The following is a 24,926-nucleotide window of genomic DNA, read 5'->3' on the forward strand; positions in this document are numbered from 1 at the left end:
TTAACTTACTTCTGTAATCCTCTAATAAGTTATAGTACAATATCCCAAAATGGTAAAATTTTATATTCATGCTCAGGTATATTGTAAAATAAAATGGCTTATTTAGCCTGAACACTTCTAACAAACTCTGAGTGTATCATCATTTTTCATCAGTTTATGATACGTAAACGTTTACCGTTACTAACGGCCCTTCTGGCCCTTAGCCTGACTATGTCTTCCCGGGCACAAAACCTGCCTTCGCCCAGGGAACACTTCGGTTTCAACATCGGCGACGATTATCAGTTGGCCAACTACACGCAAACCGAAGCGTACTTTAAAAAACTTGCTGCCTCAGACCGCTCAAAGCTGGTCGACATCGGGATGACGGAAGAAGGTCGCCATCAGTACATGCTTATCGTAACGTCGCCGGAAAACCATAAAAAGCTGGACCGTTATAAGGAGATTTCACAGAAACTTGCCCGTGCCGAAGGCATTTCCGAAGAGCAGGCCCGCGCCCTTGCCGCAGAAGGCAAAGCAGTGGTCTGGATCGACGGTGGTCTGCACGCAACCGAAACCGTGGGTACGCATCAGCTGATCGAAACCATGTGGCAGCTGGTGAGCCGCAAAGACCCCGAAACCCTGCGGATTCTCGACAATGTCATTATCCTTTTCGTACACGCTAACCCCGACGGACAGGAGCTGGTCAGTAACTGGTACATGCGCGAATCAGACCCGAAAAAACGGTCGCTGGAAAACCTGCCGCGTCTGTACGAAAAATACGCCGGTCACGACAACAACCGCGATTTCTTCATGATGAACCTGAAGGAATCGCAGAACATGGGCCGTCAGCTCTTCGTAGAGTGGATTCCGCAGATCATGTATAACCACCACCAGCGCGGTCCGGCCGGTTCGGTTCTGGCAGGCCCGCCTTACCGTGACCCGTTCAACTATGTGTTCGATCCGATGATGATTACGGGCATCGACGCGGTGGGGGCTGCCATGTATAACCGCCTGAATGCCGAAAATAAGCCCGGCTTTACGCGGCTGAACGGGGCAAGCTTCTCGACCTGGTATAACGGTGGCTTGCGCACAACAACCCACTTCCATAACATGATCGGCCTGCTGACCGAAATTATCGGTGGTCCGACGCCGGAAGAGGTGCCGCTGGTGCCACAACGCCTGATCCCGAACGGCAATACACCTTACCCGGTAACGCCGCAGAAATGGCACTACAAACAATCCATTGATTATTCGTTGTCGCTGAACTACTCCGTGCTGGATTATGCCGCCCGTCACCACGACGAGTTGCTGTACAACATCTACCACATGGGTAAAAACTCCATCGACCGTGGCAGCAGCGATTACTGGACCCTGTCGCCGAAACGCGTAGAGGCCATCAATCAGGCCTATCAGGCTGACCAGCGCAAAACGGCCGGGGCCAATGGCGGTGCAAACAGCGGCGCCTCTGATCCGTTCGGCTGGAGCGGCCGGTCGTCGGGTGTACCGGTGAAATATTTTGATCAGGTGCTGAAAGACCCGGCAACCCGCGACCCGCGCGGATTCATCATTCCTGCCGATCAGGCGGACTTCCCGACAGCAGTGAAGTTTATTAACGCCCTGATTAAAACCGGCATCCAGATTCATCAGGCTACTGCCGAATTTACGGTAAACGGCAAAAAATATCCGGCAGGCTCGTATGTGGTCAAAACGGCTCAGGCTTTCCGCCCGCACGTTATTGATATGTTCGAACCGCAGGATCACCCGAATGATTTCCAGTATCAGGGTGGCCCGCCGATCCGGCCATACGATGCCGCCGGCTGGACACTGGCCTACCAGATGGGTGTACAGGTCGACCGCGTGCTGGAGGGCTTCGACGGTCCGTTTAAAGCACTGCCATATGGCGAACTGCAATCACCACAGGGCACTGTCGATGCCTCGGCAAGTGGCGGCTATGTGCTGACCAGCCGGTCGAACAACTCCTTTATTGCCGTCAACGACCTGATTGCGTCAGGGGTTGACGTGTATCGGTTACCGAAAGGAGCGGCCGGTCAGAATAGCGTAGAAGCCGGGGCCTTCTTCGTACCAGCAGGCAGCAAAGCGAAAGCAGCACTCGACAAAGCCGCGAAAGAATTAGGCGTCCGCGTTACGGGCCTGAGCAAAAAGCCAGCCGGCCTCACGAAAGTCAGCCCGATGCGGATTGCGCTCTGGGACAGCTACGGCGGGTCTATGCCGTCGGGTTGGGTACGCTGGATGATGGAGCAATACCACTTCCCGATGAAGGTGGTCTATGCGCAGGACATCGACGCCGGTGACCTGCGGAAGAAGTTCGACGTAATCGTATTTGTTACGCGTGCCATTCCTGCCGTCAGCAGCGGCGCTCCCCGTCCGGGAGGCGGCGAAGGCGAGTTTGGCTTTGGCCGCGAGCCGAAAACCGAAGAAATTCCGGCCGAATTCAGACCATGGATGGGCCGGATCACAGCCGATAAGTCAATCCCGCAGTTGAAGAAGTTCATGGAAGAAGGCGGTAATGTTGTTACTATTGGCAGCAGCACCAACCTGGCCTACCACCTTGGTCTGCCGGTGCGCAATGCCCTTGTCGAAATGACAAACACCGGTCAGGAGCGTCCGCTGCCTGCCGAGAAGTATTACATCCCGGGCAGTATCCTGCGTGTTACACTCGATTCGACGCAACATGCTACCTGGGGTATGGCTACCCAAAGCGACGTTTATTTCGACGCAAGCCCTGTATTTAACCTGGCGCCTGATGCCGTTGCTAAAGGTGACCTGAAGCCGCTGGCGTGGTTTGCCACCAACAAGCCCCTGCGTAGTGGCTGGGCATGGGGACAGGCTTACCTACAGAATGGCGTAACGGCTTTCGAAGCCAAAGTGGGTAACGGTAAGTTATTGGCTTTTGGTCCGGAAATCACCTTCCGCGCCCAATCGCATAACACCTTCAAACTGTTATTTAATCAGTTGCTGGCTACGGGCACTGCTCAATAGACCAATGGCGAGTATAGAAAAAGCCCCGGCGCTGGTCGGGGCTTTTTTTTTGATTTAGTACGCAATAACAACCGGTCATCATCAGGCTTATTGATCATCCTGTTCACTGACAGGGGGGAGAGCCTGTAGAAATGACGAATTTGCTACAACAGCCATCGCAAGTTCTTTCGCACCTGTGCTGTCTTCGGCAAAAAGTAAGAGATCAAAATCGGGTTTCTGTTTGATTATCAAGCTCAAGGCTTGCCCTGATTTAAGCTTACGGCTACGGTTGTTTTTTTGAGCACTATAGGTATATCGGTTACCGACATACCGAACAATGATCAGATAAAGTTGCATAGAAAATGATCATGGTATGCCCGGTTGCTCCCTTTTCAGGAAGACAATAGCATAACTAATCCGGAACAGGCCGGGACCGGGTAATCTCCTTACTTGCTTATTTTATTATGTACAATTCAAACAGGCTTTCCCTGCGTTTTGGCTGTTTAAAGTTATTTAATGCCCTAAAATAGCCAACAAGTATTCACTAAAAACTTACTGTAAGGCCTATTCTTGACTATTTCCAGTGAATCAGTATATATTTGGACACGCACATAACCATTTAGTCACAGTGAAACGCATTATCTCTCCACTCCTGTTAATACTTTTTTCCACCTCTGCCTTTGCACAAGAGCTTTTCCAGGCATTTGAAGTTGATAAAGCGGCGGCACCTCGTGGCGGTCAGGCTATACTGGATTTGTTTCTTCAGACCAACCTGCGTTTTCCGTTAAGAGCAGAAGCCGATCACGTAAGCGGACGTGTTTTTGTGCAGGCAATCGTCGAAACAGACGGTCGTTTATCTAACGTCAGCGTGCTACGAAGTCTGCGCCCGGACTGCGATCAGGAAGCACTGCGGCTCATCAAATCGTTCAATGCCTGGCAACCCGCCGAAAATAACGGTAAGCCTGTCAGACAGCAAATTGCGGTACCGGTTCTGTTTAAATCAGACATTCCGGTTTATATAGGTACCGGCGAGCGCATTGACTTTTATGCCAGCGACGGCAGCAGCGTGCAGGAAGATGCTACCCGTGCCATCATTAAGCGAATTGCGCTTGTGGATAGCACGGGGTTTCCGACCGGCGATATAACGTTTATGGAGAAGGCCGGTAAACGATGGAAAAAGGTACTGACAAGCCGTTACAGACAGACTGAGCACGAAAACGGACCAGCCACGCCTTACGATACAATTCACGGATTCCGGCAGATAGATTTTATCAATGACAGAAAAAGCATTGAAGGGAATAGCTATGGTTTTTACAAGACGGGTGAACTCGCTTTCATGAAGCCTTATGTGCGGAACGACATTAGCGGATCCCTGTACTTTTTTCACCCCAACGGCGTCGTCGCAGAGCGGAGCGTGTATACGCCGACCGAAATTGAGCAGACGTTCTGGTACCCGAATGGACAGATCCGGGCAGTCGAAACCATTCAGCGGATGGCCAATAAATCCGGAAGACTGTATACCGCAGGTCTGGTCAGCCAGTGGGACAGCAATGGCCGGAAACTGGTAACAGATGGTAAGGGTACGGCCGTTTACCACAGCTGGCAGTATAACCCTGCCAGGAAACGCTACACGGTCTTTACCGAGACGGGTAAAGTGGATGACAGCCGTCGGCAGGGTATATGGAAAGGTACTTCACTGGACGGATCATACACGTATCAGGAAACCTACCAGTTCGGGGAAATGATCGACGGCTGGGCCGTTACCACGGGAGAAGATACTGTCCGCTATACCCAGCTGGAAGTGGATCCCGTCTTTGGTAAGGGACAGAAGGACTTAGGCGATTTTCTGATCAAAAATGTCCGCTATCCGGTTAGCCCCGGAAGGGCGGGTACCATCAATGTCGTCAGTAAAGCGATGGTCAGCTTTTTGGTCAATACCGATGGCCGTGTCAGCGACATAGAAGTAATCGGGCCGGCAGCTGCCGGCCTTGAGCAGGAAATGAGGCGACTGGCGAAACAGACCGGTAAAAAATGGACACCGGGCTATCGGCGGGGCAAACCAGTAAACATGAAATATACATTACCGTTTACCTTTAACTTTCGGGGAATTGTGGATGACACTCCACTGGCAAAGCTACCATTCAGTCAGGATTCTGAATGGTAGCCTCCTATCCCGCTATGGCTTAAACTCTATGCCGTCTTTTTCATCAGGCGTTACGCTGACGTTCAGTACGGTTTGTCCCTGGCTGTTTTTTTTCTGCACATAGTAATACGTTTTTCCCTGCTTTTTCAGCTCATCGGCACGGGCATCACGTTTGAAATTGCTGCCGGGTGTGCAGGAGTAAAAGCCACGGTAGTTGCCCGATGTCGGGGTGATTGTAAACGTGTGTGCGTTCTCATCAAACGTTACCGAACCGGTGAAGTAACTGTATGCTTCGGTGCGGCAGTTGTAGCTGGTTGTCGCGTTGATAACATACATGTCAAACTTTCCGTTAGCCTTAAAATCGAAGACCATACCCTGCTCAAAACCTTTGCCGGCATACGTGCCGTTATAATTCCAGAAATCGGTAGCCGAAAACGAGCCGCCATACGTCCACTTCCCCTGTAAACCGGAAGGAATTGCACTCCCGCCCCCGTCAGGGCCCATCGGGTCTGTTGCCGTTTTACAGGCGACAAACGTCATTAACACAGCCAGCAGGCTCAATACCATCTTTTTCATTTTGCGTATTTGTTGGTTTATTTCAACGCAAAGATGGGGTGCCGGCCGGAGCGGCGCAGATGCCCTGTGTCTGAATTGCCGGATTTTACTACTTAACTGGCATGCAGGCTGCCTTAACTGTGTATCACCCGGCCCGATTTAAGTCCTTTCAGGCTTTCAGACTGGTCTATACCGGATTTAATAGTAACTTGCCACCTATCGTTACCCCATAAACCCACCCTCCTCCGGGCAATTTGTATTGCTTATTATGATAGGAAATGAGCTCGATTTTTTCCTGAGTATTGGCTATTTCCGTATGCATCAGGATATTTTCACGTGTCAGTATATTCTGGCCGACGATAAAATCTGCCCTGTTTACTGGCTGCGTATGCGCTTAGAAGACGTTCAGTTTGGCACAAAGCAGGCCCGGATTTTACGACAAAACAGCCATTTTTCCACGATAGTACGTCCGCTGACTATTTCCGATGAGCACGAAGCTCTCTATGCCATCTATCGTAACGCCATCAACTTTGATGCAGCCGCATCAGTCGAAAGTTGTCTGCTCAACGGTGTGGAAGCATCCGTTTTTGATACCTACATTGTGGAAATACGCGACCGTGGCCAGCTGATTGCCGGCGGTATTTTCGACAACGGGAACGACAGCATCGCCGGCATCATGAACTTTTATCATCCCGATTACCGGAAATACAGCTTGGGCAAATACCTGATGATGCAGAAAATATTGTATGCCCAACAGCAGAAAAAGGTCTTTTATTACCCGGGTTATATTGCCACGAACTATACGAAATTCGACTATAAGCTGTTTCCTTGTGAAGCCGCGACCGAAGTGTTTGACGATAACCGTGACCGCTGGCTGCCATTCTCGTGGGAAGCCGTTAACCGGATTCAGGCTGAACGATAATTCGCTTACCGGCAGAATCTCATCCCACTGAGTGGTGTATCGCTTAGAGAGGTGTTGACGGCGATTATGCCAGCCTGTACATACGACGAAAAAAACGGAATCTGAAAGCGGCTTTCAATCGACGCTTTTACGATATCTGCCGCGTCAATGCGGTCAAGCTCAGCGAACATAGGCGTAAACGTTGGTACGATCACAGCCATTTAGCGGCGTAAGTGCAACCAAACGCCGGTGCATCATTAGAGATCGCGGCCCAATGCCTTATTCCAGCATCTAATCTTATTTTCAGGATAATCACGTATGTATCGGAGATTTTTGATCGGGGTCCTTGCCTGTATCAGTTGGTATAACGCCCAAAGTCAGTGGTGTACCGTTGCCAGAGACAGTGCCGGCCAGATTACCACCACTTGCCTGGGGCCGGGCGACAAACTGTTAAGCGAACAGCACTTCCTCGGCAGTGAATACCTCACCTTTCCCATCTGGCAGCCGGGAACCATGCTGCTGGGATCGACCGGCCGCGAAATCCATGGTACCATCTGTTACAATATCTACGCCGGTCAGGTATTTTTCCGGCTCGGCGACGAAGCCCCGCAACAGGTATTTCCGGATGCTTTTACGATAAACGATGAGCGCTACGATAAGCACCTGATCAATGGCAGAGCCGTTTATTGCCAGATACGGTATGCCGGTAAAACAAAACTGCTGGCAGTAGTTAGCTGCCGGCTGGAACCGATTTCCGCTTCTTTTGACAAAACAGGCGGCACATCGCTCTACAAAGCCCGCTATAAGCCCCGGACTACGTATTATCTCCAATCAGGCAACGGGCCGGTTAAACCGGTTGCGCTGAACGGCACGGCGTTGCGTACGGCTTTAGTTGAGCATCCCGACGCCGTAGCGGCCCTTGTTCCCGACGATACCCTCTCATGGGCTAATACCGTAAAGATCCTGAGCGCCTACGATAGCCTGCTGACCGCAACACTACGCTGTCCGCTGGATGCCGATCCGGATTTCCGGCCGATGCTGTACGAGCATATCCGGTATCCTGCTCAACTCTGGAACAAGGGCCTGTATAGCCGGGTGTATATCGGGTTTGACATTGACGCGCAGGGGCAAATCAACCATATCATGCCACTCAGTCCGGGAAATGTCGGGTACGGCTTTATTGCGGCGGTGACGGGCGCGCTTAAGAAACTACCGGCGTTTTCGGCAGCGTATGCCGGGCGTTATGTTCTGCCGGTAGCGTTTACGTATACCAACCTTGCGGTTTCACAAAGCCGGTCTGTTCCGCAAAACCACCTGCCTGCCGAACGTATTGACAACCGCACGATGCTTACCGAGCTTCAGGTACCGATGGTGATCAACAAGCCCGCCCTGGCCGGCGAATCCGCACAGGAGGTTTGGGGCTGGTATAAGTGAGGAGAGAGATATTGAGGGGTGTTGACCGTCTCTGACCCTTGGCTTGTCAGGCAGACACGCTAAACCAATCAGGCCAAAATGCCGGAAAAACAAAAAGCGAGTCATTGCTGACTCGCTTTTCACTTGTGGGAGTTGAGGGATTCGAACCCCCGACCCTCTGCTTGTAAGACATGAACCCTTTTGTTACGGATAAAATTTAATACTTTTTATTATTCTATATATCAGCAACTTACACCAGAAATCAATAATGGATAGTATTGGATAATTGCGGCTATTACTGTACTTTTATGTACACCAAAATGTACACCGCTCTAATATGCCAAGCAACCCACTGCCTTCCGACCGAATGCCTCAGGTTAAAGTCATGCTCTACACCAGCAAAGTGCTGGCCGATGGCTCTCACCCTCTCCGGCTCCGTATTACGAAAGACGGAGGTCGGAAGTATATCTCCTTAGGCGAAAGCTGTGACCTCAAATACTGGGATACTGAAAAAGAAGGCCCGAGGCGAAACCATCCTGAGAGGACAAGATTACAGAGTATAATCAAAAAATGGGAAACAGAATACATTGAGGCTGCCAGGCGACTGCATGATAGTGGACACCCCTTTACCATTGACATGCTGATTGATTCGGTAGTAGAAGCCAGTAAAAAACCACGTAAAGAACGTAAAGGGGCAATGCTGCTGGATTACCTGCAAACAATCATAGATCAGTTGCAGGATGCCAAAAAAACGGGCAATGCGAATGTATACCGGGATACCCGTCGTGTACTGTCAAAGTTTCTTCAGGAAAAAGATTACCCCTTGTCATCGATCAACGTCGCTTTCCTGAATCGACTGGAGACATACCTCCGCTCAGAAGGCTGCGCAGACACTACGTTGAGCGTTTACTTCAGAACATTACGGGCTGCGATGAACCGAGGTATAAGTGAGAAACTAATTCCGGCTGACCTCTACCCATTCAGCCGGCATACTACCCAGCGGGACAAATTCAGTCTTTCAAAGTTTGATACTACCACCAGAAAGCGGGCAATAAGCAAGGATGATATCCGTAAAATAGAGGCTGCTGAGGTAAGTACAGCCAGACAGATACTGGCTAAACACCTGTTTTTATTCAGTTACTATGGTGGCGGTATTAATTACGTTGACATGGCTCAACTGCGATGGCGAAACGTACAGAGTGGCAGGCTCCAGTATGTTCGGCAAAAAACAGGCGGCTTATTTAATCTAAAGCTCTCTCCGGCCGCTATGGCTATTCTGGATTATTACCGGCCTGTCACCTCAACAGATCCGGACGCCTATGTATTTGGCATCCTGGACCGGCAACGGCACCTGACTCCTGTACAGATCAGTAACCGGCTGCATAAAATCAAAGGGCAAGTGAACAGTGACTTAAAAGATATAGGCAAGCTGGCCGGAATTGATGTACCCCTCACTACTTATGTAGCACGCCACTCGTTCGCTACAGCACTGAAGCATTCGGGCGTGTCAACAGCAGTGATCAGCGAGGCCATGGGGCACAAAACAGAGGCTATAACCCAAACATACCTTGCCTCCTTTGAAAATGAAATGATCGACGAGGCTTTTAATAACCTTTAACTACCAGCTCATTATGAAAAAAAGCACGCTGAGAATTAGTCATAAAGATATTCCAAACCATTACAGTGAAGACGAAGACGGGAAAGTGACTCAAAATGATCCAACTGTACAATTAGTACTAATTGACGACCCATCTATATATCAGCCTAATGAGATTCTACAGGAGGACAATCAATTTTCAATGACTGTGAAGGAAATGAATTACTATAATAACTCAGATAATTTCTACGATAAAGATTACAAGAAGTTTGACAATGAAGACTATGAGGACGAAGATTACACACCGTACAACCGGTGGAGCTCCTACAAAATAATACATCAGTACGTTAGAATAAGATGGTTTGAGCAGGAGCATTTTATGCTACAGACGTATGCTTATATCAAAAAACGAATAAGACTATTAGCAAGTCCAATCAATGATACGCTCGCTTTTTTAAGAAGTGAACATAATCGGCTTCTACCTCTTTTTGATGAATTAGGGCCAATGGCTGACCTTGTATTTCATAAAACACATAGCAAATCAGCAGATTTCATTCTCAATAAAGTATGGTATAAACAAGTTCCGGATGAACTCCCATTTGGAGACCATTGGACGCCTGAAGAACTACGAAGAACACCGCAATCGCACTGGAGTGATGATGATGTTTGGAGCTGGGATGAGTTTTGGGCAAAGGCAACGCCAATACTAATAAATTATCATAAGGCTAAAACATACCTTATAATGATACGTTTTTTGCAGCGACTCATTTGGTTATGTGAAGAAAACAAGGTGCTAGGATATAAAGCAATAATGAAAAAAGCTGCCAATATGTATCATCAAGACGCCATTGATAACTACTCATCTCTGCAGCCTCCTTCATATCCAAATATACAGTCCCTAGAACGCCACGTTCCGATATACCACAAAGGCCCTCATGTTAAAGATAGCTCATCAAAGGATGAGAAAGGATTAGATAAAACCCGCGCTGATTCTGTTTTCAATAGCTTAGAAGAAATATTCTCAGACAAGAAGTACATTAATTTAGGTATAGATATTCTTTTGAAAAATAATGGAGATAGGATTCTAATAGATGCCAATGGTAAGTGGCTTAAGAAGAAAGGTGACGTTTCTATTCTTGCTGCATGGCTAGATGAAATGGAATATAAAGGAATGATTAAAAAAGGAATTGACCGAAAGATTATAAGACCCTTATTACAAAACTTTTTTCCTGATTTAGAACTTGGCACTGAGACTCGTCAATTTTCCGAGCCAGCCTCTCAGACTTATCAGCGTTATCGCGGCATTTTTCGTCTTTTGATAGCGCAGAACCTGCATTGATGCAGGTTCTGCAGGTTCTGCAAGATAACTAACCACACTTTTGCCCCATGTTTTACTAAACAAATCAAAACATGGAAGGCCAAGTCATTTTAACAACACCGCAACAGCTAAAACTATTAGTTATAGAAGCAGTTGGTATTGCTCTCAAATGCAGCCAAACGACTACTACAATTACTCCAGCATACAAGGGGGACAGAATAGATTTTGAAGGAATGTGCGAGGAATACTACCCTGGCATTCCGGAATCAACCGTCCGGCAGGATACCGCCCCCTTAGGTCGCACGAAGGTCGGTAAACGCATTCTATTTGACCGAGCTGAAATCGAAGCGCATTTAAAAAGCAAACGCCGGCCATCGTCAAAGGAAATTGATCAACTTGCCGACAGTCAGTTTACTACTAAGCATCAGCGCAAGGGAGGGCGGAAAGCAGCATGAGCCGCCCTCAAATATATGCCAACCCTACACCTAAGCAGCATCAGTTTCAGCTCACCTCAGCCATCTTCGGTGTGATGGCTGTTTATGGACGCAATCCTAAATTTCTTTTCACTGGTGATCAGCCTCAGCATGAGGGGTCTTATTTAAAGTGGCTTGAACAGAACCCGGCGATCGGAATAATTGCTGAGGTCGCTGGCACGACTATCACTATTGAAGTAACAGATCAACGCTCAGGAGAGGTTGAAGTGCCTGATGCCCTTCACTTTTATTGCTACGATTTTGAGACCTTCCGCGCATGGTTTTCAGCTAAGCTAAACAGTTTGAAAGCCAATAAAAAAACACTTGCCAAGCGCCCTGTAATCCGGCCTTCAATTACCCGTTTTCCCCGTAAAAAATAAAGGTACGGCCCCCCCGACCGTACCCCAATAATGTAAACCCAGATGACAGCGATATCCAGTAGCAAAGATACGCAAAATAGCGAAACGGTTCATCAACAATCAGGTGATAATGAGAGGCCTAAATCTTCGATCGTCCACATTGAAGGCGCTATTTCCTTGTTTAAAATTATGGTGCCACCTAAGGATATCAATCCGGAGGACGATTATCCTGTTGACATTCTTTTAAGTGATTTCTTTGAGGGTATTCGGTCTGGTGAGGACTGGAAAAAGATTTCGCAGCGGATTCGGTCAGAGAAAGACGAAAAAAAACAGCGATATCTGAAAAATACTGCACCTTGTGTACGCATCCGCGGGCGTTTTGCTACCCGTAAGGACAATAGTATACTGTCTTATTCTTCGTTCTTTGATGTCGATATCGATGGTCTTGGGCCGCAAACCGACGATATCAAGGAAATGCTTCAGCGTGATCCGTACACCTATGCGATTTTCAAAACGGTTCGCGGTGAAGGGCTTTGTGTCATCATTCGGATAATGCCTCAGCGATGGGACGAAATGTGGGAAGGTATAAAGAGGTATTATCTAAAAACCTATGGCCTTGTTGTTGATAAGTCAACCGGTAATGTTGGTCGAAACAGAGTGATCTCTCACGATCCAACTATTTTCACCAATTACCACGCCCGACTGTTTAAAGAGTACGTGCCGGCTAGTGAAAAAAAGGCGGCACAAAGACCAATTGGTGCTTTTGTTCATACAGGTCGTGATATCGACCATTTAATGGAACAGGTTAGTAAAAACAGCATTGATCTTACCGAAAATTATGATGACTGGTATAAATCCGGTTGGGCGCTTATCTCAGAATACGGCGAAAGCGCCAGGGAATATTTCCACCGTATTAGCCAGTTTCATTCCGAGTACAACCCAGCTGATTGTGACCGGAAGTTCAACTATCTGATCAAGGAGAATCCTCGCAGAATTACGATTGCCTATTTCTATGCACGTTGCAAAGCTGCTGGTCTTGAGTGGATGACCAGCGAAACCAGAAACATCGTACGTCTGGCAGAAATGCGTAAGAAAGGCCATGTGAAGGAGGCTAGCGCCGTTGACGAAATCGTCAAAATGGAAGGCGTCGACCGCGCTGAGGCTGAATCTATTGTAGGTCAGGTTTACAGGGCTAAAGAAAGCTTTGATACGGGTGATTGTCTACTTGATCAACTCGAGCTGTTCTTGAAAACCAATTACCCCATCCGTTACAATGAGATCCGGCGCGACTTTGAAGACGATGACGGTAAACCACTTGAAGACCATCATTACTACGCCATGTATCTACACGCGAAGAAGGTACTTGGAGATAAAATCCGGTATGAGGATATGTTTAAAATGATCCATAGTCGAACCCTTTACCCCGTGTTTCATCCGTTTTTATCCTTTTTTCAGCATCATAGAGGAATGAAACCTGTTGGTGTAATTAAAGCCCTTGCTGATACGATTGACTCTGATACATGCTTTGCCGGCAATGCGTCTAACCCCGATTACGTATATACCTTTTTGCGGAAATGGCTGGTAGGTATTGTCGGCTCAATTTTTGGCGAACCGTGCGATCTGGTACCCGTACTGACCGGAGCCGATGGGATTGGCAAAACGTGGTTTTTCCGTTATATGCTCCCAGAGGAATGGAAACCCTATTTTTTAGAGTCCAAATGGATGCCGGGCAAGGATGAGGAAGTAGATATGTGTAAAAACTTAATCGCCTTTAATGATGAATTTAAGGGGCGTGACTCAAAAGATATGGAATACTTTAAAGCACTTACGTCAAAGGAGTTTTTTAGCGTGAGAGAGGTATACACCCGCAAGTCAGTCAAGCTCCGTCGCCTGGCGGTTCTGTGTGCAACCAGTAACCATAAAGGCGTAATTAATGAGCCTGAATTCAACCGGCGTATCATCCCGATTAATGTGATCAGTATCGACCATAAGGCTTACAATGCAATTGATAAAACAGACTTGATCATGGAAGCATATCATGCATATCAGGCAGGTGAGCGCCCTACCCTTACAAAAGAGCAGCGAAAAATGCTGAATGATCATACAGAAGAATTTCAGAACAAGTCAGTTGAACGGCAACTCATTGAACGCTTCATGTCTGTTCCCAAAGGCAATGGAGGAGAGATTATCCAGTTCATGAGCACTATCGAAATATTAAAAACACTTGAAGTCCAGATTAATAACCGTAAGCTTGATGACCGCAAATTAGGCAGAGAGCTTCAGGCGTGCGGATTTATCAGGAAGCAAAAGCGTAATCCTAATGTGTCAAACAGACGTGAATGGGGCTATGATGTCGTTTGGCAGGAATAGCCTCACTCTTGTCACCAGTAATGTCACCAGTAAAAAAGCATAAATGGTGACACATACTGATCTATTTATCAGACCTTTATCTATCTGTCACCATTGTCACCATTAAAAGGTAAATAAATAACGGGAATGCTCTTTTCTTTTTTTCTTAAGTAAATAATAGTTACAACCATAAGTAACCGCTATTTACTTATTCAAATAAAAAAGAATGTATTTGCTGGTATTTTTAGACCGTTGCAGTGGTGACACAAAATTCCAGGCCTAACAAACTGAATTATATGCCATTACGCAAAAACATCAATGGTGACAAAAAAGGCATTTTAATGGTGACAGAGATGCAGGCGGCTATTTAATCACTTCATAAAAAGAAAAATCAACCATGGGTAGGCTAGCATCTATAGCTGACGAAAGATTTACAAAACCTTACAAAACCTTACCTTTTAGCTTATGACAGTAAAACAAAAACGTTTTGTAGAAGAATACCTGATCGATTTTAACGGTGCAGCGGCGGCCAGACGGGCCGGCTACAGTGAGAGCACTGCCCGTCAAACTGCATATGGACTACTCCAGGAAAATGAAGAGGTAAAGGCTGCTATTCAGAAGGCGCTTGACGAGCAGGCTATGAGCAAGGGGGAAGCTATGCGGCGACTGACTGACATTGCCCAGACACGGTTAAACGACTATTTCATTGTCCGGCAGGTAAAGCAGGTCACGAAAGTTGAAAAGCCACTGGCTGAAGTCATTGCCACTCTGGAAACCAAAGTCGTTTTTGAGGATAAATATGCTGCAGCTGCTGAATTGTCTGAAAACGAGCAAAAAGCGCATGAGTCAGCCCAGACGCAGCGACGGAGAGAAATCATCCGTCTGCAGCTGGAGCTACAAGAAAATCCAGACGCAACACGCATGGTCGATGGCCCAACAGAGATCGTGGAAGAAGTGGTTCTTGATCTGCCAAAGCTGGTAAAGGACAAAAGGAATGGCCTGATCAAGACCTTCAAGTATAATGAGTTCGGACCGGTTGTCGAAGGTTATCCGGTGGACGCTGCTCTTGACAAGATCCTTCATATCCACGGAGCCTACAAGACCAAAATTGATTTGAGCACGCTCAGCGATGAGCAAGCTGATGCCCTGCTGGATAAAGCAATTGCGAAACTTAATTAAAACCGTCGGTAGTACCGACAGAACCATAAGAGCTATGACACGTGCAGAAAAGATCGCCTTACTATCCAGGGTGATGGAAGGCAATACAGAAGAATTGAAGAAGATCAGGGCTACCCTTGGCCGCCGATTCACCGCAGAAGAACGGGAGGAGCAAAAGCAGTATATAGAAACGATACAGCCAGGTACCGTCACAGATGCCGCCGTACGTAGTTTCTTTGGCGATTATGACCGGAGTGATGTACCAGGTGCCTTTTGTTACAAGCTGCCGAACGGTATGAAGCTATGGTTTACATAAGCGCGGCCGGTAATGGACAAGATTGGCAAAACCATGCGAAAAATCGAACTCCTCAGACTTGCCGAGGAAATGAGAAGTGTCACCGATGCCTGTAAGGTTATGGGTTATAGCCGGCCGAGTTACTACCGCTTCAAAAAGCTATTCGATAAAGGTGGCTCCGAAGCACTGGCAGAGAGTACCCGCCGGAAGGCAATAGTCAAAAACAGGGTTGACGCTTCTATAGAGAAAGCAGTGTTGTCCCTATCATTGGATTTTCCATCATTCGGCCCGAAACGGATCAGCAAAGAACTGCAGAAGATGGGTATAATTGTTTCGGCTACCGGAGTAAGAGGCATCTGGCTGAGAAACCAGATAGCCACGATTTCTCAGCGGAAAGCGGCGCAAACAAAAATCAGCTAACTACCTGTTTTACAGACAAAAAATGTAAAATAAACTTTAGATTTCCGAGAATAATTCGTATATTTAAATGCCTGATTTAAGCAGGTTTTAGCTGTCCCAGCTTTAACGGGAAAACTTCTAGCGAGTCTTGGCTTTATATAGACATTGGCCGTCCCAGCCTTACCGGGAACTTCTAGCGTCCCTCGGCTTCATTGAGGTACTTGGCTTCTCCTCAGCCGTACAGAGGTCTTTGGCTTCCTCAGCCGCACAGAGGATCAATCACTATAACAACGTAGTTATGGGTATGACCGTACATCCAAAAAAGGATGCTGCTGTCGGTGTGCGCAGCCTTGTTGTCAAAAGGCTGGCCCCTGACAAGTATCGCTATTTCTTTCAGTTTCAAAACCTATCTGATCAGTCCGCTGAAGTGCGGATCCGTATCCGGATTTATCCGCGGTTTTTCCGGCTCCTCTGCGGCTGGACAACGTTCCGGTTAACCTTACCGGCTTATGGCTTTGGTACCGGCTCCATCGATTTGCCTTACCTCTACAAACAACCGCGGTTTCAGTGGAAAACGTCTTCGGAGACCGGTAGCGGGATTATCACTGACGTTCGGGAAGATCTGTCACTAATGACACACAATGTATCATAACACGCTGATATCTGTTAAACATGGCTCAATCACTTACAATAGAAACGTATCCCAACTGGGTTAATTTAGGACAATGGATTAACCAGGGGCTTGAGAAAGCTGCGTACCGGCCGGCCGGGTCCATCGACGGTCGTAAGACAATCCTGTATCAGAAGCGTCGGGATCTGGACCCCAACACTATCATTGGTCGTGGCGGTATTGTGGCGCTTGGTAATCCCAGCTCAGAACTGGCAGCCAACAAAGCGTTTCTGTGGGTTACCGGATCAACGATTATGTCTGTAATTGGTGGTTCGGGATGGACGTCTGGTAGCGGAACATTTGCACAGGGAGAGTACTGTGCGCAGGCGTTAGGCATGGGGCCGAACGGATTAGGTTACGGCTTTGAGGGGTATGAGTTTGCGCAGGAAGGACCGCTTACTGATCCCAATCCTCCAATCTGCCTGTATGACGATCACCCCTTTGCTCAGGGTTTCTATACAAAGCGTAAGCAGATGTATGCCAGCGCTGGACGGAGCCTCCCTACATCAGGGGGCAACTATGGGAGCTTTGATATGTACAACCGTGTCATGAACACAGGGTTTCGGGTTGACGGAACACCGGTAAGTCCTACGCATAGTCACTTCAAGGATTATTACATTGACAAGGACCATGCCCGAACCTGCTGCAGTTACTTAGTGGCCGGCCGTGACAGTATTTACGACGCGAACGTGCGGTACTATCCGACAAACTTCGATTATGCCCGTGATTTTTATACGGTCCTGCATGCGATGGAGGTCATGAAGAAAGGGAGTAATGGAAAAGTATACCTGCACATCTGGCCGCTGATCGAGCAGGTGAGCAAAGATGATAACGGTAATCACACTTTGCACATCAATCACAATTACGAACGGCAACTGCTTTCACCGAGAGGACGCTATGTTACAGGCGAACATCCCATGATTGATTTCGACTTTAATGTGGCCATTAATTTGTTTGCAGGATATATGGACGGAGATGGCGTTCTGGGTTGGGATAACCCCCAACTATTCAGCACGGATATTAACAAAGTGACTCCACCTAACCCTCATCCAACGCCTGACCGGGCTGCTTACTCTGAATGGTTCCCTGAGATTGCCGGAACCCCTGCTCCGGTTGGGGGCACGTCGGGTATGTCAGATAATGAAAGAATTGCCTATGGCTATCCCGAATTGCCGCTTACACACCAGGATGCAATTTTAGTGGCCGAACACCTGAAACAGAGCATGAGCCAGACAGCCGGTGAGTCGTTCGTACATCTGCCATACACCGTTACAGCACAGGCTTTCGGCTTTGGGGCTACATTTACTCCGGTTAATATTTCACGTTCTGTTCAGTTCGACGGCTCAACCTTGCTTCATGATGCAGCGGCCAATGATAGTTACTGGGACCCTTCCGGCCGAAGAGGCAGAGGTGTATTAAAAGGCCGCATTAAACGCGCAGGAGGCACTACCTATTTCAGTGGTGCATACTTCGACCCGTCACTTACCAAAAGTCAGAGAGAGCGCATTACTCCTGTCATAGATGGGTATTCAATAGGCGAAATCACCGTACAGGGTGGTAAGGTAACCGTGTTCAATGGCCAGTTATAACATGTCTTCAAACTGATTAACCCATGGAAGCTCCTACACAACTATACCCCCTTGTCCTGGATCCGGCTCTAGTGAGATCCTTTGAAGCGAATGGCCGGACGTATCACGTAGAATCGCACTGCGCACTGAGTGTAACACGAGACCGGTTTCTGGAACGCTTTACCCTGTGGGCTGCTTTTTCGCGTTCCGGTGACTCCTTCCGGAAAGAGCTCAGAAAAGCGTACGACTCACTCAACGCCGGCAGGATGGCAGATGCCGTTGTGCACATCGACAATCTCCTGCGGGGAAGCATTGAGGCCGAGACCAAAAACCATCCGGTGTTGTACATCTGTACCCTCTTCATCAATAGTTCCGACGAGGACCGGGCAGAGTTCAGCATGGAACTGGCGGAAGAGAAGATACGGGATTGGTCCCGCATCGGGCGTGAGTTTTTTTTTACCTTGGCGACAAGCTTTCTGCAAAGTATTGGCGACGACTTGAACAAAGCCACCCGGACCTTTTCCGCCCTTCCGCTGGTGGATCTGTCGCTCAAAAGCTGATTCCGGTATCACGTCAGGCCATCGACCGAGACAAATACTGGATAACACTCCTCAACAGTCTGGCCGATGGCCGGCCGGAGGGCCTGGCTGCCCTTGGCCGGATGGATACCGTTGATTTCTGGCACTTCTACAATGCACAACGAGACCGCATGGCTGCTGAGGCCGCTACCTACAACAAATCATGAACGAACTAACCACCCGGTATAACCTCGACTTCGGAGATACCTTTGACAATCTGGAAAAGCTTGGCGGCTCGATGGCGGCTATTGCCACTGTTGCCGATAAGAACCGCCGTGTTAATCCCTTTGCCGATTACAACAAAAAGGCAGCGGACTTTAATGATGTTCTGGCTCAGCAGGTGAAAGCCATTCAGCTTAATCAGGCACGTTTATTTTCCATGCGTGCTGAACTGCAAAACGTACAGCAGGAATATGCGGGCCTTGTCCGGCGGCAGAAAGAGTTTATTGATGCCGGCCGTTACAAGGAACTGGAAGAAAAGCTCCGGATTGTTGAAGCCCGTCTGGCTGAGATCAACAAAAAAATGGGTGACTCGTCCGACGGAGTCGCCAAAGTCAAAAAGGGCTCTTCCGACCTTGATGGCACGTGGAGCAAAATGAAGTCAACGGTGGTGCAGGCCTTCGCGGTTGACCGCATTCTTGAGGTTGGTAAGGCCATTGTTGAGACCACAGCCAAATTTGAGAAATATGAGGCCGTTCTGACCAATGCACTCGGTAGCCGTTCGGGAGCCCAGGACGGCCTTCGCATGCTGGCTGAGTACGCGGCTCAAACACCGTATTCGGTCGATGAGCTCACAAGTTCATTTATTAAGTTCGTCAACCGGGGCTTAACTCCTACTAAAGAGCAGTTAACCAATATCGGTGATCTGGCTGCCAGTCAGGGTAAATCGTTTGATCAGCTGACTGAAGCCATTTTAGATGCCCAGTCCGGAGAGTTCGAACGGCTGAAGGAATTCGGTATCCGTGCATCTAAGTCAGGCGACCAGGTTACCCTCAGCTTTAAAGGCGTTGAAAAGACGGTAAAAGCCTCTAATGAGGCCATTACGGAAGCTGTTTTAGGATTTGGTAAGCTGAATGGCGTTGCCGGCTCCACGGCTGTCATTAGCGAAACACTGGAAGGAGCCATGTCCAACTTCGGCGATCAGGTTGACCGGTTAGAAGTCGGCATCGGTAGTTCGCGTTTAGGAGGAGCCTTTAAAATGCTGGTCCTGGAAGCCGGCAAACTGGTTGGTGTATTCACCGATCTGATTGCCAAATCTCCGGCCGAAAGCCTGCGTGATCAGCAGAGTGAAATCAATGGTCTGGTTGGCGCCATCGCCATGGCCAACGACAATGAAGCGGTCAGGCTTAACCTCATCCAGCAACTCAGTGCTAAATACCCTGAATTCCTTGGGCAGCTCAATGCGGAATCAGTGAGCAACGATATTCTGGCTCAGCGGCTGGCTGAGGTAAATGCCCAGTATGAAAAGAAGATCCGTATCGCCCTGGGTCAGGAAAAGATTACGAAAGTACAGGATGAATTAACGGCCTCGATACGTGGCCAGTCCAAGGCGCTGGCAGATCTGGCTCTGGCATCAGGTAAATCCATCACGGAGCTGGAGCGCATGGATGCCGCTCAGCGGTTGAATCTGGCCAAACGACTTGCCAGCGGTCAGCAGCCGATTTCTCAGGCGGCCAGAGACAAGAATATAACCGCGGACTACTTCGATATCACCGTCGACATGCTGGAACGCTATGGCTCCAGACAGGCCGGCTTACAGAAAGAATTGAACGGGCTGTTAGGTGAACAGGCCCAGCGGCAGGCTGATTTGACCAAAACGACGGTTGAGGGCTACCAAAAGGACATTGCTCAGATGAAGGAAAAGATCCGTCTGAAGCAGATCGATAAAAAGCTGGGGGAAGAAGAGATCAAACGTCTTGAAGCGCTGATCCGTCGGGAACAGGGAATTGCCGCCACTCCGCCGGCGACAAAAACCACAAGCGGTACCAAAAAGAAAGGCAAAACCGATGCCGAAAAGGCAGCCGACGAAGAAAAAGCAGCTCTGCTTAAAGTAGCAGAGGATTACCTGCAGGAATATCAGGCACTCGAAGACCGGTACGGCAAAGCAAAGCTTGAATCCATGCAGAAGGATTCGGCTGAGTATATCAAAGAAAAAGCCCGACACGATGAAGATGAAATCAGACAGGCCAGGGATAAATACGAGAGGCTGCTACAGCTGGCCCGTTCTAATAAAACGGCTGTTGTCGACGGCAAGCGTGTAGTTGTTCCGGACACAAGCCTTAAGCTGGAAGATCTGGATAAAGAGGCTTCCGATAAGTTTGCCTTCCTGTTGAAGCAGGTCCGGACTAAATCGGCCGATGATCTGCAACGACTGGAAATTGACAACCGGATTAAAATGCTGGGGCTTGAGCGTAAGTACAATGAACTCGAGCTAGCCGAAGCCGAAAAGAAGTGGGATGAGATGATCCGGCTGGAAAAAAAAGAAAGCGAGAAACAGCGTCTCATCCGCCTCAAAAACAAAGAACTGGACCGCATTCTGCTGGGTCAATCCATTGATCAGGTTCGCGGTCAGGAAACCGCTCAGATTGCATTCTATGGCCAGCAGCGCTTCGAAAATCAGCTTCGGTCCGAAAACCCGAATGACTCGTACCTGGAAATTGAACGTAAACGGCAGGAAGCTATCCTTAAATCCCGTATCGAGTTTAACGAACGGCTGCTCAAACTGCTCAAAGATCAGAGCGAGTCAGAAAACGCTGTGCTCATCTCCCAGACGCAGGAGCTGGTTGACGGCCTCAGCAAACAGCTGGCCGAGATAAAAACGGCACCGATCGCAACCAACATCTGGGATGCCGTTATCCCGTTTAAGAATAAGGAGCAGGCCGATGCCTTCAAGGAGTCGATGAAGCTGATCGGTGAATCGATCATGTCCACCACGCAATCACTGATTGAGCAATCCAACCAGCGGATACAATCACTGGATAATGAAATTTCGGCCAAGGAAAAACAGGTTGACGAAGAAACACAGCGGCAGAAGGAAGGCGCAGCCAACAATCTGTCTATCCGTCGGGCGGAACTGGAAGATCTGAAACGGCAGAAAGCCGAAGAGGAACAGATACGCCGGAAAGCGACACAGGTTCAACAGGCGCTGGATCTGGCATCAATGGTCAGCAGCCAGGCGTTAGTTGCCCAGAAGTCAATTGAAACGGTGGTAAATGCGATGGCCGAACAAAGTAAGCTCGGGCCAATCGTCGGTGTTGTAGCGGCCATTGCGGCAGCGGCCACCATCCTTGGTACCATTCTTTCGGTTCGTGCCAAAGTAAAGGCCATGTCCAAAATGCGGACTGGTGGTAAGCTTCGGGGACCAGCCCACGAGTTTGGCGGTATTCGCGGCACCGGTGCTTTTGACGACATCGAAGTAGAGGGGGATGAATATGTGGTCAACCGCAGGAGTACCAAAAAGCATGAGGATCTGATCGAGCAGATCAATGCCGACGATCCGGCCGGTATCGCACGTGTAGCGGCCCGTTACACCGGCCGGCCGATGATCCGTCAGCCGGAATTCCCGCAAACCGTGCTGAGGCAGATGGAAGAACATACTGTGGCCAGAGCACATGCGCAACAGAATCTGAACCGGCTGGAACACCATCTGATTGCACTGACCGGTCAGCAGGAGGCCACCAACAACCGGTTAGCGGCCATTGAGCGGAATACGGGCAAACACATCACCGGTACGGCTGACGGCCGGATCTACATTGAAGAGGGCAATAAAACGACAATCATAAAACTATAGTTATGGACACTAAACTTCGTGACGAAATGCTGGCAGAGATAAAAGAACGTAATCCGGCTGCATTGACTTGTTTTCATACCCTTTCGGATTCGGGATGGCCACGATGGAGAGAGCCGACAGACAAAGAGGTTCTGGAGTTATATACAAACAAGTATGATCTACTTGAGTGGACTCAGGAGTATAGCCGGTATCGGAGCGAACTGGTAAAATGGCTTTTCAGGCCTTATCTACCAAAGCCGGAAAGACCTGGAATTCCGGACTTATATTACAAGGCCAAAGGGCTATTGATGAGCCCTGACAATCCGGATACGGGGGAATCGCTTTGCAGGCAGGTCATTGACTTAAAACTGACCCTGCTTGAGTCGGGGGTCAAAAACGAGTACTATGAAATCCGGCTCAACAATCCGGCCTCAACCCTTGAGAGACTTGTTCTGAAGGCCGATAATCTTGGGCAGCAGGTTGATGCCATCCAAAACAGTTTCAAACCGGATAGCCGCCTCAACTAATCTGTAATCTATTCAACATAACACCCTGCTTTTTGGGCAGGGTGTTATTGATTTACTTAGCAGGGGCAGGGAAACACGCAGTCGTTTCTATACTGGAACCATCACCCAGGCAACATATACTCGCATAATCTTGAATGGTAAGGCGATCATTAAATATCGTCATCGATTTTTTCAGTCCTATTTCCTTTGGATCCAGTCCGCTCTTCTCTGCGATTATAGCTTTCAAATCCCCTATTGTATCGTCAGGACTTGCTTTTGGACTTTTCGCCCCTTACGGTCGTTGATAATTATTTCTATCAATGGCATATGATTAATTGTTTAAGTTGAAGAGCCAAAAGTAGAAAGGCCGACAAAGATCTGCTTAAAAATCGGTACCAGGATCCTGCCAATTGTTGCCTTAAGGCTGATTGATACTTACATACAACCATCAAAAAAGCCCTGCCGGAACCGACAGGGCTTTCCCATTTTATATCCACACCATTTTGTACAGTTACCTGTACACTTGTAATACAAAAGTATGACTAATCCTTAATAACCAATTGACCTTTTCTATCTTTCTCAAGATCCGGACGCCGGCGCATGGCTTCACGGTCAGTGATGGCGGAGTATAAATGGCGGTCTTTGGTTCGAATCCAAACGGGACAAATATCATTGCTGATAATCAGCATTTTACATGCTTTCGTTTTTTACGGTATCAAAAGAGTATCAAAACGCTGTTTTTGCCGTCAACTCTGCCACCCTTACGGATGATCGGTTAAGCTCGGAATGTAGTATAGGAGTATAACGTGTCGATTAGGATGGGGTTTGATAAACATGTTTTCTGGACATGTTTATTGAATGTACATGAAGCTGAGACGTATCGATGCAAGAGGAGTTTCATAAACATGTCTATTCTTGCCAAATAGCAGTTTGGACAACAGGTAAAGGAGATGGGCTCTTGTGAGTAGAAAGTTTGTATCTAGTTATAGGCTTGATTCTTGAAGGATGTGGTAATTGAGCTTGTACTGTTTTGGGAATCCTAGATTAATCGTGTAGTTTGTGCGAAACAAGTTTACTACAATATGCTCCGCACAAAACGAAAAGATCTTACAAGATACTGGAAATCAATTCTATATGATGTTTCATGGACATTTTTTTAACAGGTCCTAGATTAGGGAAATGTTGACGCGCATGTAAATATTCAAATTCGCGTATCCCTAATGTTTGAGATGCCATTCCGCGCGAATTGACAAAGTTGATGAGATGAGATAAGGCTTCGCTAAACTTACCTGCAATGTTCGCTCGAGTTCGGGAGTTAACATCTGATAAAAAATGGGCGACATGCAAATCCTCACCATCTAAGTAAGTTAAGTGTATTGCAATAACTGACGGTATCCCCCCCTTGTCTGTGTAATCATCACCAATGGTCAAAAAATCTCCAAAACCTTGGAAGTTGAGATCATCATACACATTGTGAAGATCAGAAAACATGTCAGTTTCGCTGTAATCTGCATTAGTGTTTTCTTTTGAAAATCCATCCCTCAATAGTACTTTAGGGATGGACGTGAAGATGGCGCGGTAAGCTGCACTGGTTTTGTTTTCATGGAATACATTATAAACTATATTAGAGGAATTACTAATAAGGCTCTTTAATGCAGTTGTATCCCTGAAGTGACCCTTGTGAATAAATACTTTCGTATGATCTGGGTACTGTTGGAGGTATTCGTCAATCTCTTCAACCGTTGTGATTGAGGTTATGATTATCCCTAAATGATAGTTTGTGTACCCATTGAGTGAACTGTCGATGAGTTGATGACTAATAAAGTGTCCACCTGATGGGCCTTGTAGGTCACCTACTGTAGGATTAATAATGAGAATAAACGGGATATTGGGGTGGTCCTGTTTGGCCGGACACTT

20 protein-coding genes are annotated in these 24,926 nt (G+C 47.9%); 17 read left to right on the plus strand and 3 right to left on the minus strand.

What is annotated here, in order from left to right:
* Positions 1 to 156: 156 nt before the first annotated feature.
* Positions 157 to 2,979, plus strand: coding sequence for a M14 family metallopeptidase (locus tag BLX24_RS12880; protein WP_071503539.1), 2,823 nt, complete (start codon positions 157 to 159; stop codon positions 2,977 to 2,979).
* An 87-nt stretch (positions 2,980 to 3,066) separates the two neighbouring features.
* Here the strand turns inward: BLX24_RS12880 and BLX24_RS12885 are convergent, their stop codons facing one another.
* Positions 3,067 to 3,315 (minus strand): hypothetical protein, encoded by a 249-nt coding sequence (locus BLX24_RS12885; RefSeq protein WP_071503540.1) that lies wholly within the window; start codon positions 3,313 to 3,315, stop codon positions 3,067 to 3,069.
* Between the two features lie 271 nt (positions 3,316 to 3,586).
* Here BLX24_RS12885 and BLX24_RS12890 point away from each other — a divergent pair, with 271 nt between their 5' ends.
* Positions 3,587 to 5,122, plus strand: coding sequence for a TonB family protein (locus BLX24_RS12890; RefSeq protein ID WP_071503541.1), 1,536 nt, complete (start codon positions 3,587 to 3,589; stop codon positions 5,120 to 5,122).
* 12 nt (positions 5,123 to 5,134) lie between these two features.
* Here BLX24_RS12890 and BLX24_RS12895 read toward each other — a convergent pair whose 3' ends face one another.
* Positions 5,135 to 5,677 (minus strand): hypothetical protein, encoded by a 543-nt coding sequence (locus BLX24_RS12895; RefSeq protein WP_071503542.1) that lies wholly within the window; start codon positions 5,675 to 5,677, stop codon positions 5,135 to 5,137.
* 247 nt (positions 5,678 to 5,924) lie between these two features.
* Here BLX24_RS12895 and BLX24_RS12900 point away from each other — a divergent pair, with 247 nt between their 5' ends.
* The 15 genes from BLX24_RS12900 (at position 5,925) to BLX24_RS12975 (ending at position 23,030) form a co-directional block, all read left to right on the plus strand.
* Positions 5,925 to 6,578, plus strand: coding sequence for an arginine-tRNA-protein transferase (locus BLX24_RS12900; protein WP_071503543.1), 654 nt, complete (start codon positions 5,925 to 5,927; stop codon positions 6,576 to 6,578).
* 297 nt (positions 6,579 to 6,875) lie between these two features.
* On the plus strand, positions 6,876 to 7,991 hold the full coding sequence (locus BLX24_RS12910; protein ID WP_071503545.1) for a hypothetical protein: 1,116 nt from the start codon (positions 6,876 to 6,878) through the stop codon (positions 7,989 to 7,991).
* Between the two features lie 346 nt (positions 7,992 to 8,337).
* Positions 8,338 to 9,588 carry a site-specific integrase gene (locus tag BLX24_RS12915; protein WP_071503546.1) on the plus strand — a complete coding sequence of 417 codons (1,251 nt, stop codon included), beginning with the start codon at positions 8,338 to 8,340 and terminating at the stop codon, positions 9,586 to 9,588.
* A 13-nt stretch (positions 9,589 to 9,601) separates the two neighbouring features.
* Positions 9,602 to 10,906, plus strand: coding sequence for a hypothetical protein (locus BLX24_RS12920; protein WP_071503547.1), 1,305 nt, complete (start codon positions 9,602 to 9,604; stop codon positions 10,904 to 10,906).
* A gap of 71 nt (positions 10,907 to 10,977) precedes the next feature.
* Positions 10,978 to 11,340 (plus strand): hypothetical protein, encoded by a 363-nt coding sequence (locus BLX24_RS12925; protein ID WP_071503548.1) that lies wholly within the window; start codon positions 10,978 to 10,980, stop codon positions 11,338 to 11,340.
* Positions 11,337 to 11,738, plus strand: coding sequence for a hypothetical protein (locus tag BLX24_RS12930; protein WP_071503549.1), 402 nt, complete (start codon positions 11,337 to 11,339; stop codon positions 11,736 to 11,738). The genes BLX24_RS12925 and BLX24_RS12930 overlap by 4 nt, the downstream gene beginning before the upstream one ends.
* Positions 11,739 to 11,780: 42 nt before the next feature.
* On the plus strand, positions 11,781 to 14,087 hold the full coding sequence (locus BLX24_RS12935; protein WP_071503550.1) for a VapE domain-containing protein: 2,307 nt from the start codon (positions 11,781 to 11,783) through the stop codon (positions 14,085 to 14,087).
* A gap of 444 nt (positions 14,088 to 14,531) precedes the next feature.
* Entirely contained in the window at positions 14,532 to 15,245 is a 714-nt protein-coding gene (locus tag BLX24_RS12940; protein ID WP_071503551.1) for a terminase small subunit, read from the plus strand.
* A 34-nt stretch (positions 15,246 to 15,279) separates the two neighbouring features.
* Entirely contained in the window at positions 15,280 to 15,540 is a 261-nt protein-coding gene (locus BLX24_RS12945) for a hypothetical protein (RefSeq protein WP_071503552.1), read from the plus strand.
* A 12-nt stretch (positions 15,541 to 15,552) separates the two neighbouring features.
* On the plus strand, positions 15,553 to 15,939 hold the full coding sequence (locus BLX24_RS12950) for a helix-turn-helix domain-containing protein (RefSeq protein ID WP_071503553.1): 387 nt from the start codon (positions 15,553 to 15,555) through the stop codon (positions 15,937 to 15,939).
* A gap of 283 nt (positions 15,940 to 16,222) precedes the next feature.
* Positions 16,223 to 16,570: a hypothetical protein gene (locus BLX24_RS12955; RefSeq protein WP_143092656.1), complete on the plus strand. Its 348-nt coding sequence runs from the start codon at positions 16,223 to 16,225 to the stop codon at positions 16,568 to 16,570.
* Between the two features lie 20 nt (positions 16,571 to 16,590).
* Positions 16,591 to 18,177 carry a hypothetical protein gene (locus BLX24_RS12960; protein WP_071503555.1) on the plus strand — a complete coding sequence of 529 codons (1,587 nt, stop codon included), beginning with the start codon at positions 16,591 to 16,593 and terminating at the stop codon, positions 18,175 to 18,177.
* A 23-nt stretch (positions 18,178 to 18,200) separates the two neighbouring features.
* Positions 18,201 to 18,716: a hypothetical protein gene (locus BLX24_RS12965; RefSeq protein ID WP_071503556.1), complete on the plus strand. Its 516-nt coding sequence runs from the start codon at positions 18,201 to 18,203 to the stop codon at positions 18,714 to 18,716.
* Positions 18,717 to 18,897: 181 nt separating this feature from the next.
* A complete protein-coding gene (locus BLX24_RS12970) occupies positions 18,898 to 22,524 on the plus strand; it encodes a tape measure protein (protein WP_071503557.1) in 3,627 nt (1,208 codons plus the stop codon).
* Positions 22,525 to 22,526: 2 nt separating this feature from the next.
* Positions 22,527 to 23,030, plus strand: coding sequence for a hypothetical protein (locus BLX24_RS12975; protein ID WP_071503558.1), 504 nt, complete (start codon positions 22,527 to 22,529; stop codon positions 23,028 to 23,030).
* Positions 23,031 to 24,116: 1,086 nt separating this feature from the next.
* On the opposite strand, the gene BLX24_RS12980 is transcribed toward BLX24_RS12975, so the two are convergent.
* Positions 24,117 to 24,926: sce7725 family protein (locus tag BLX24_RS12980; protein WP_071503559.1), on the minus strand; the 810-nt coding region annotated here is incomplete at its 5' end.

This window comes from Arsenicibacter rosenii, from assembly GCF_001870735.1.
GTDB classification, from domain to species: Bacteria; Bacteroidota; Bacteroidia; order Cytophagales; family Spirosomataceae; genus Arsenicibacter; species Arsenicibacter rosenii.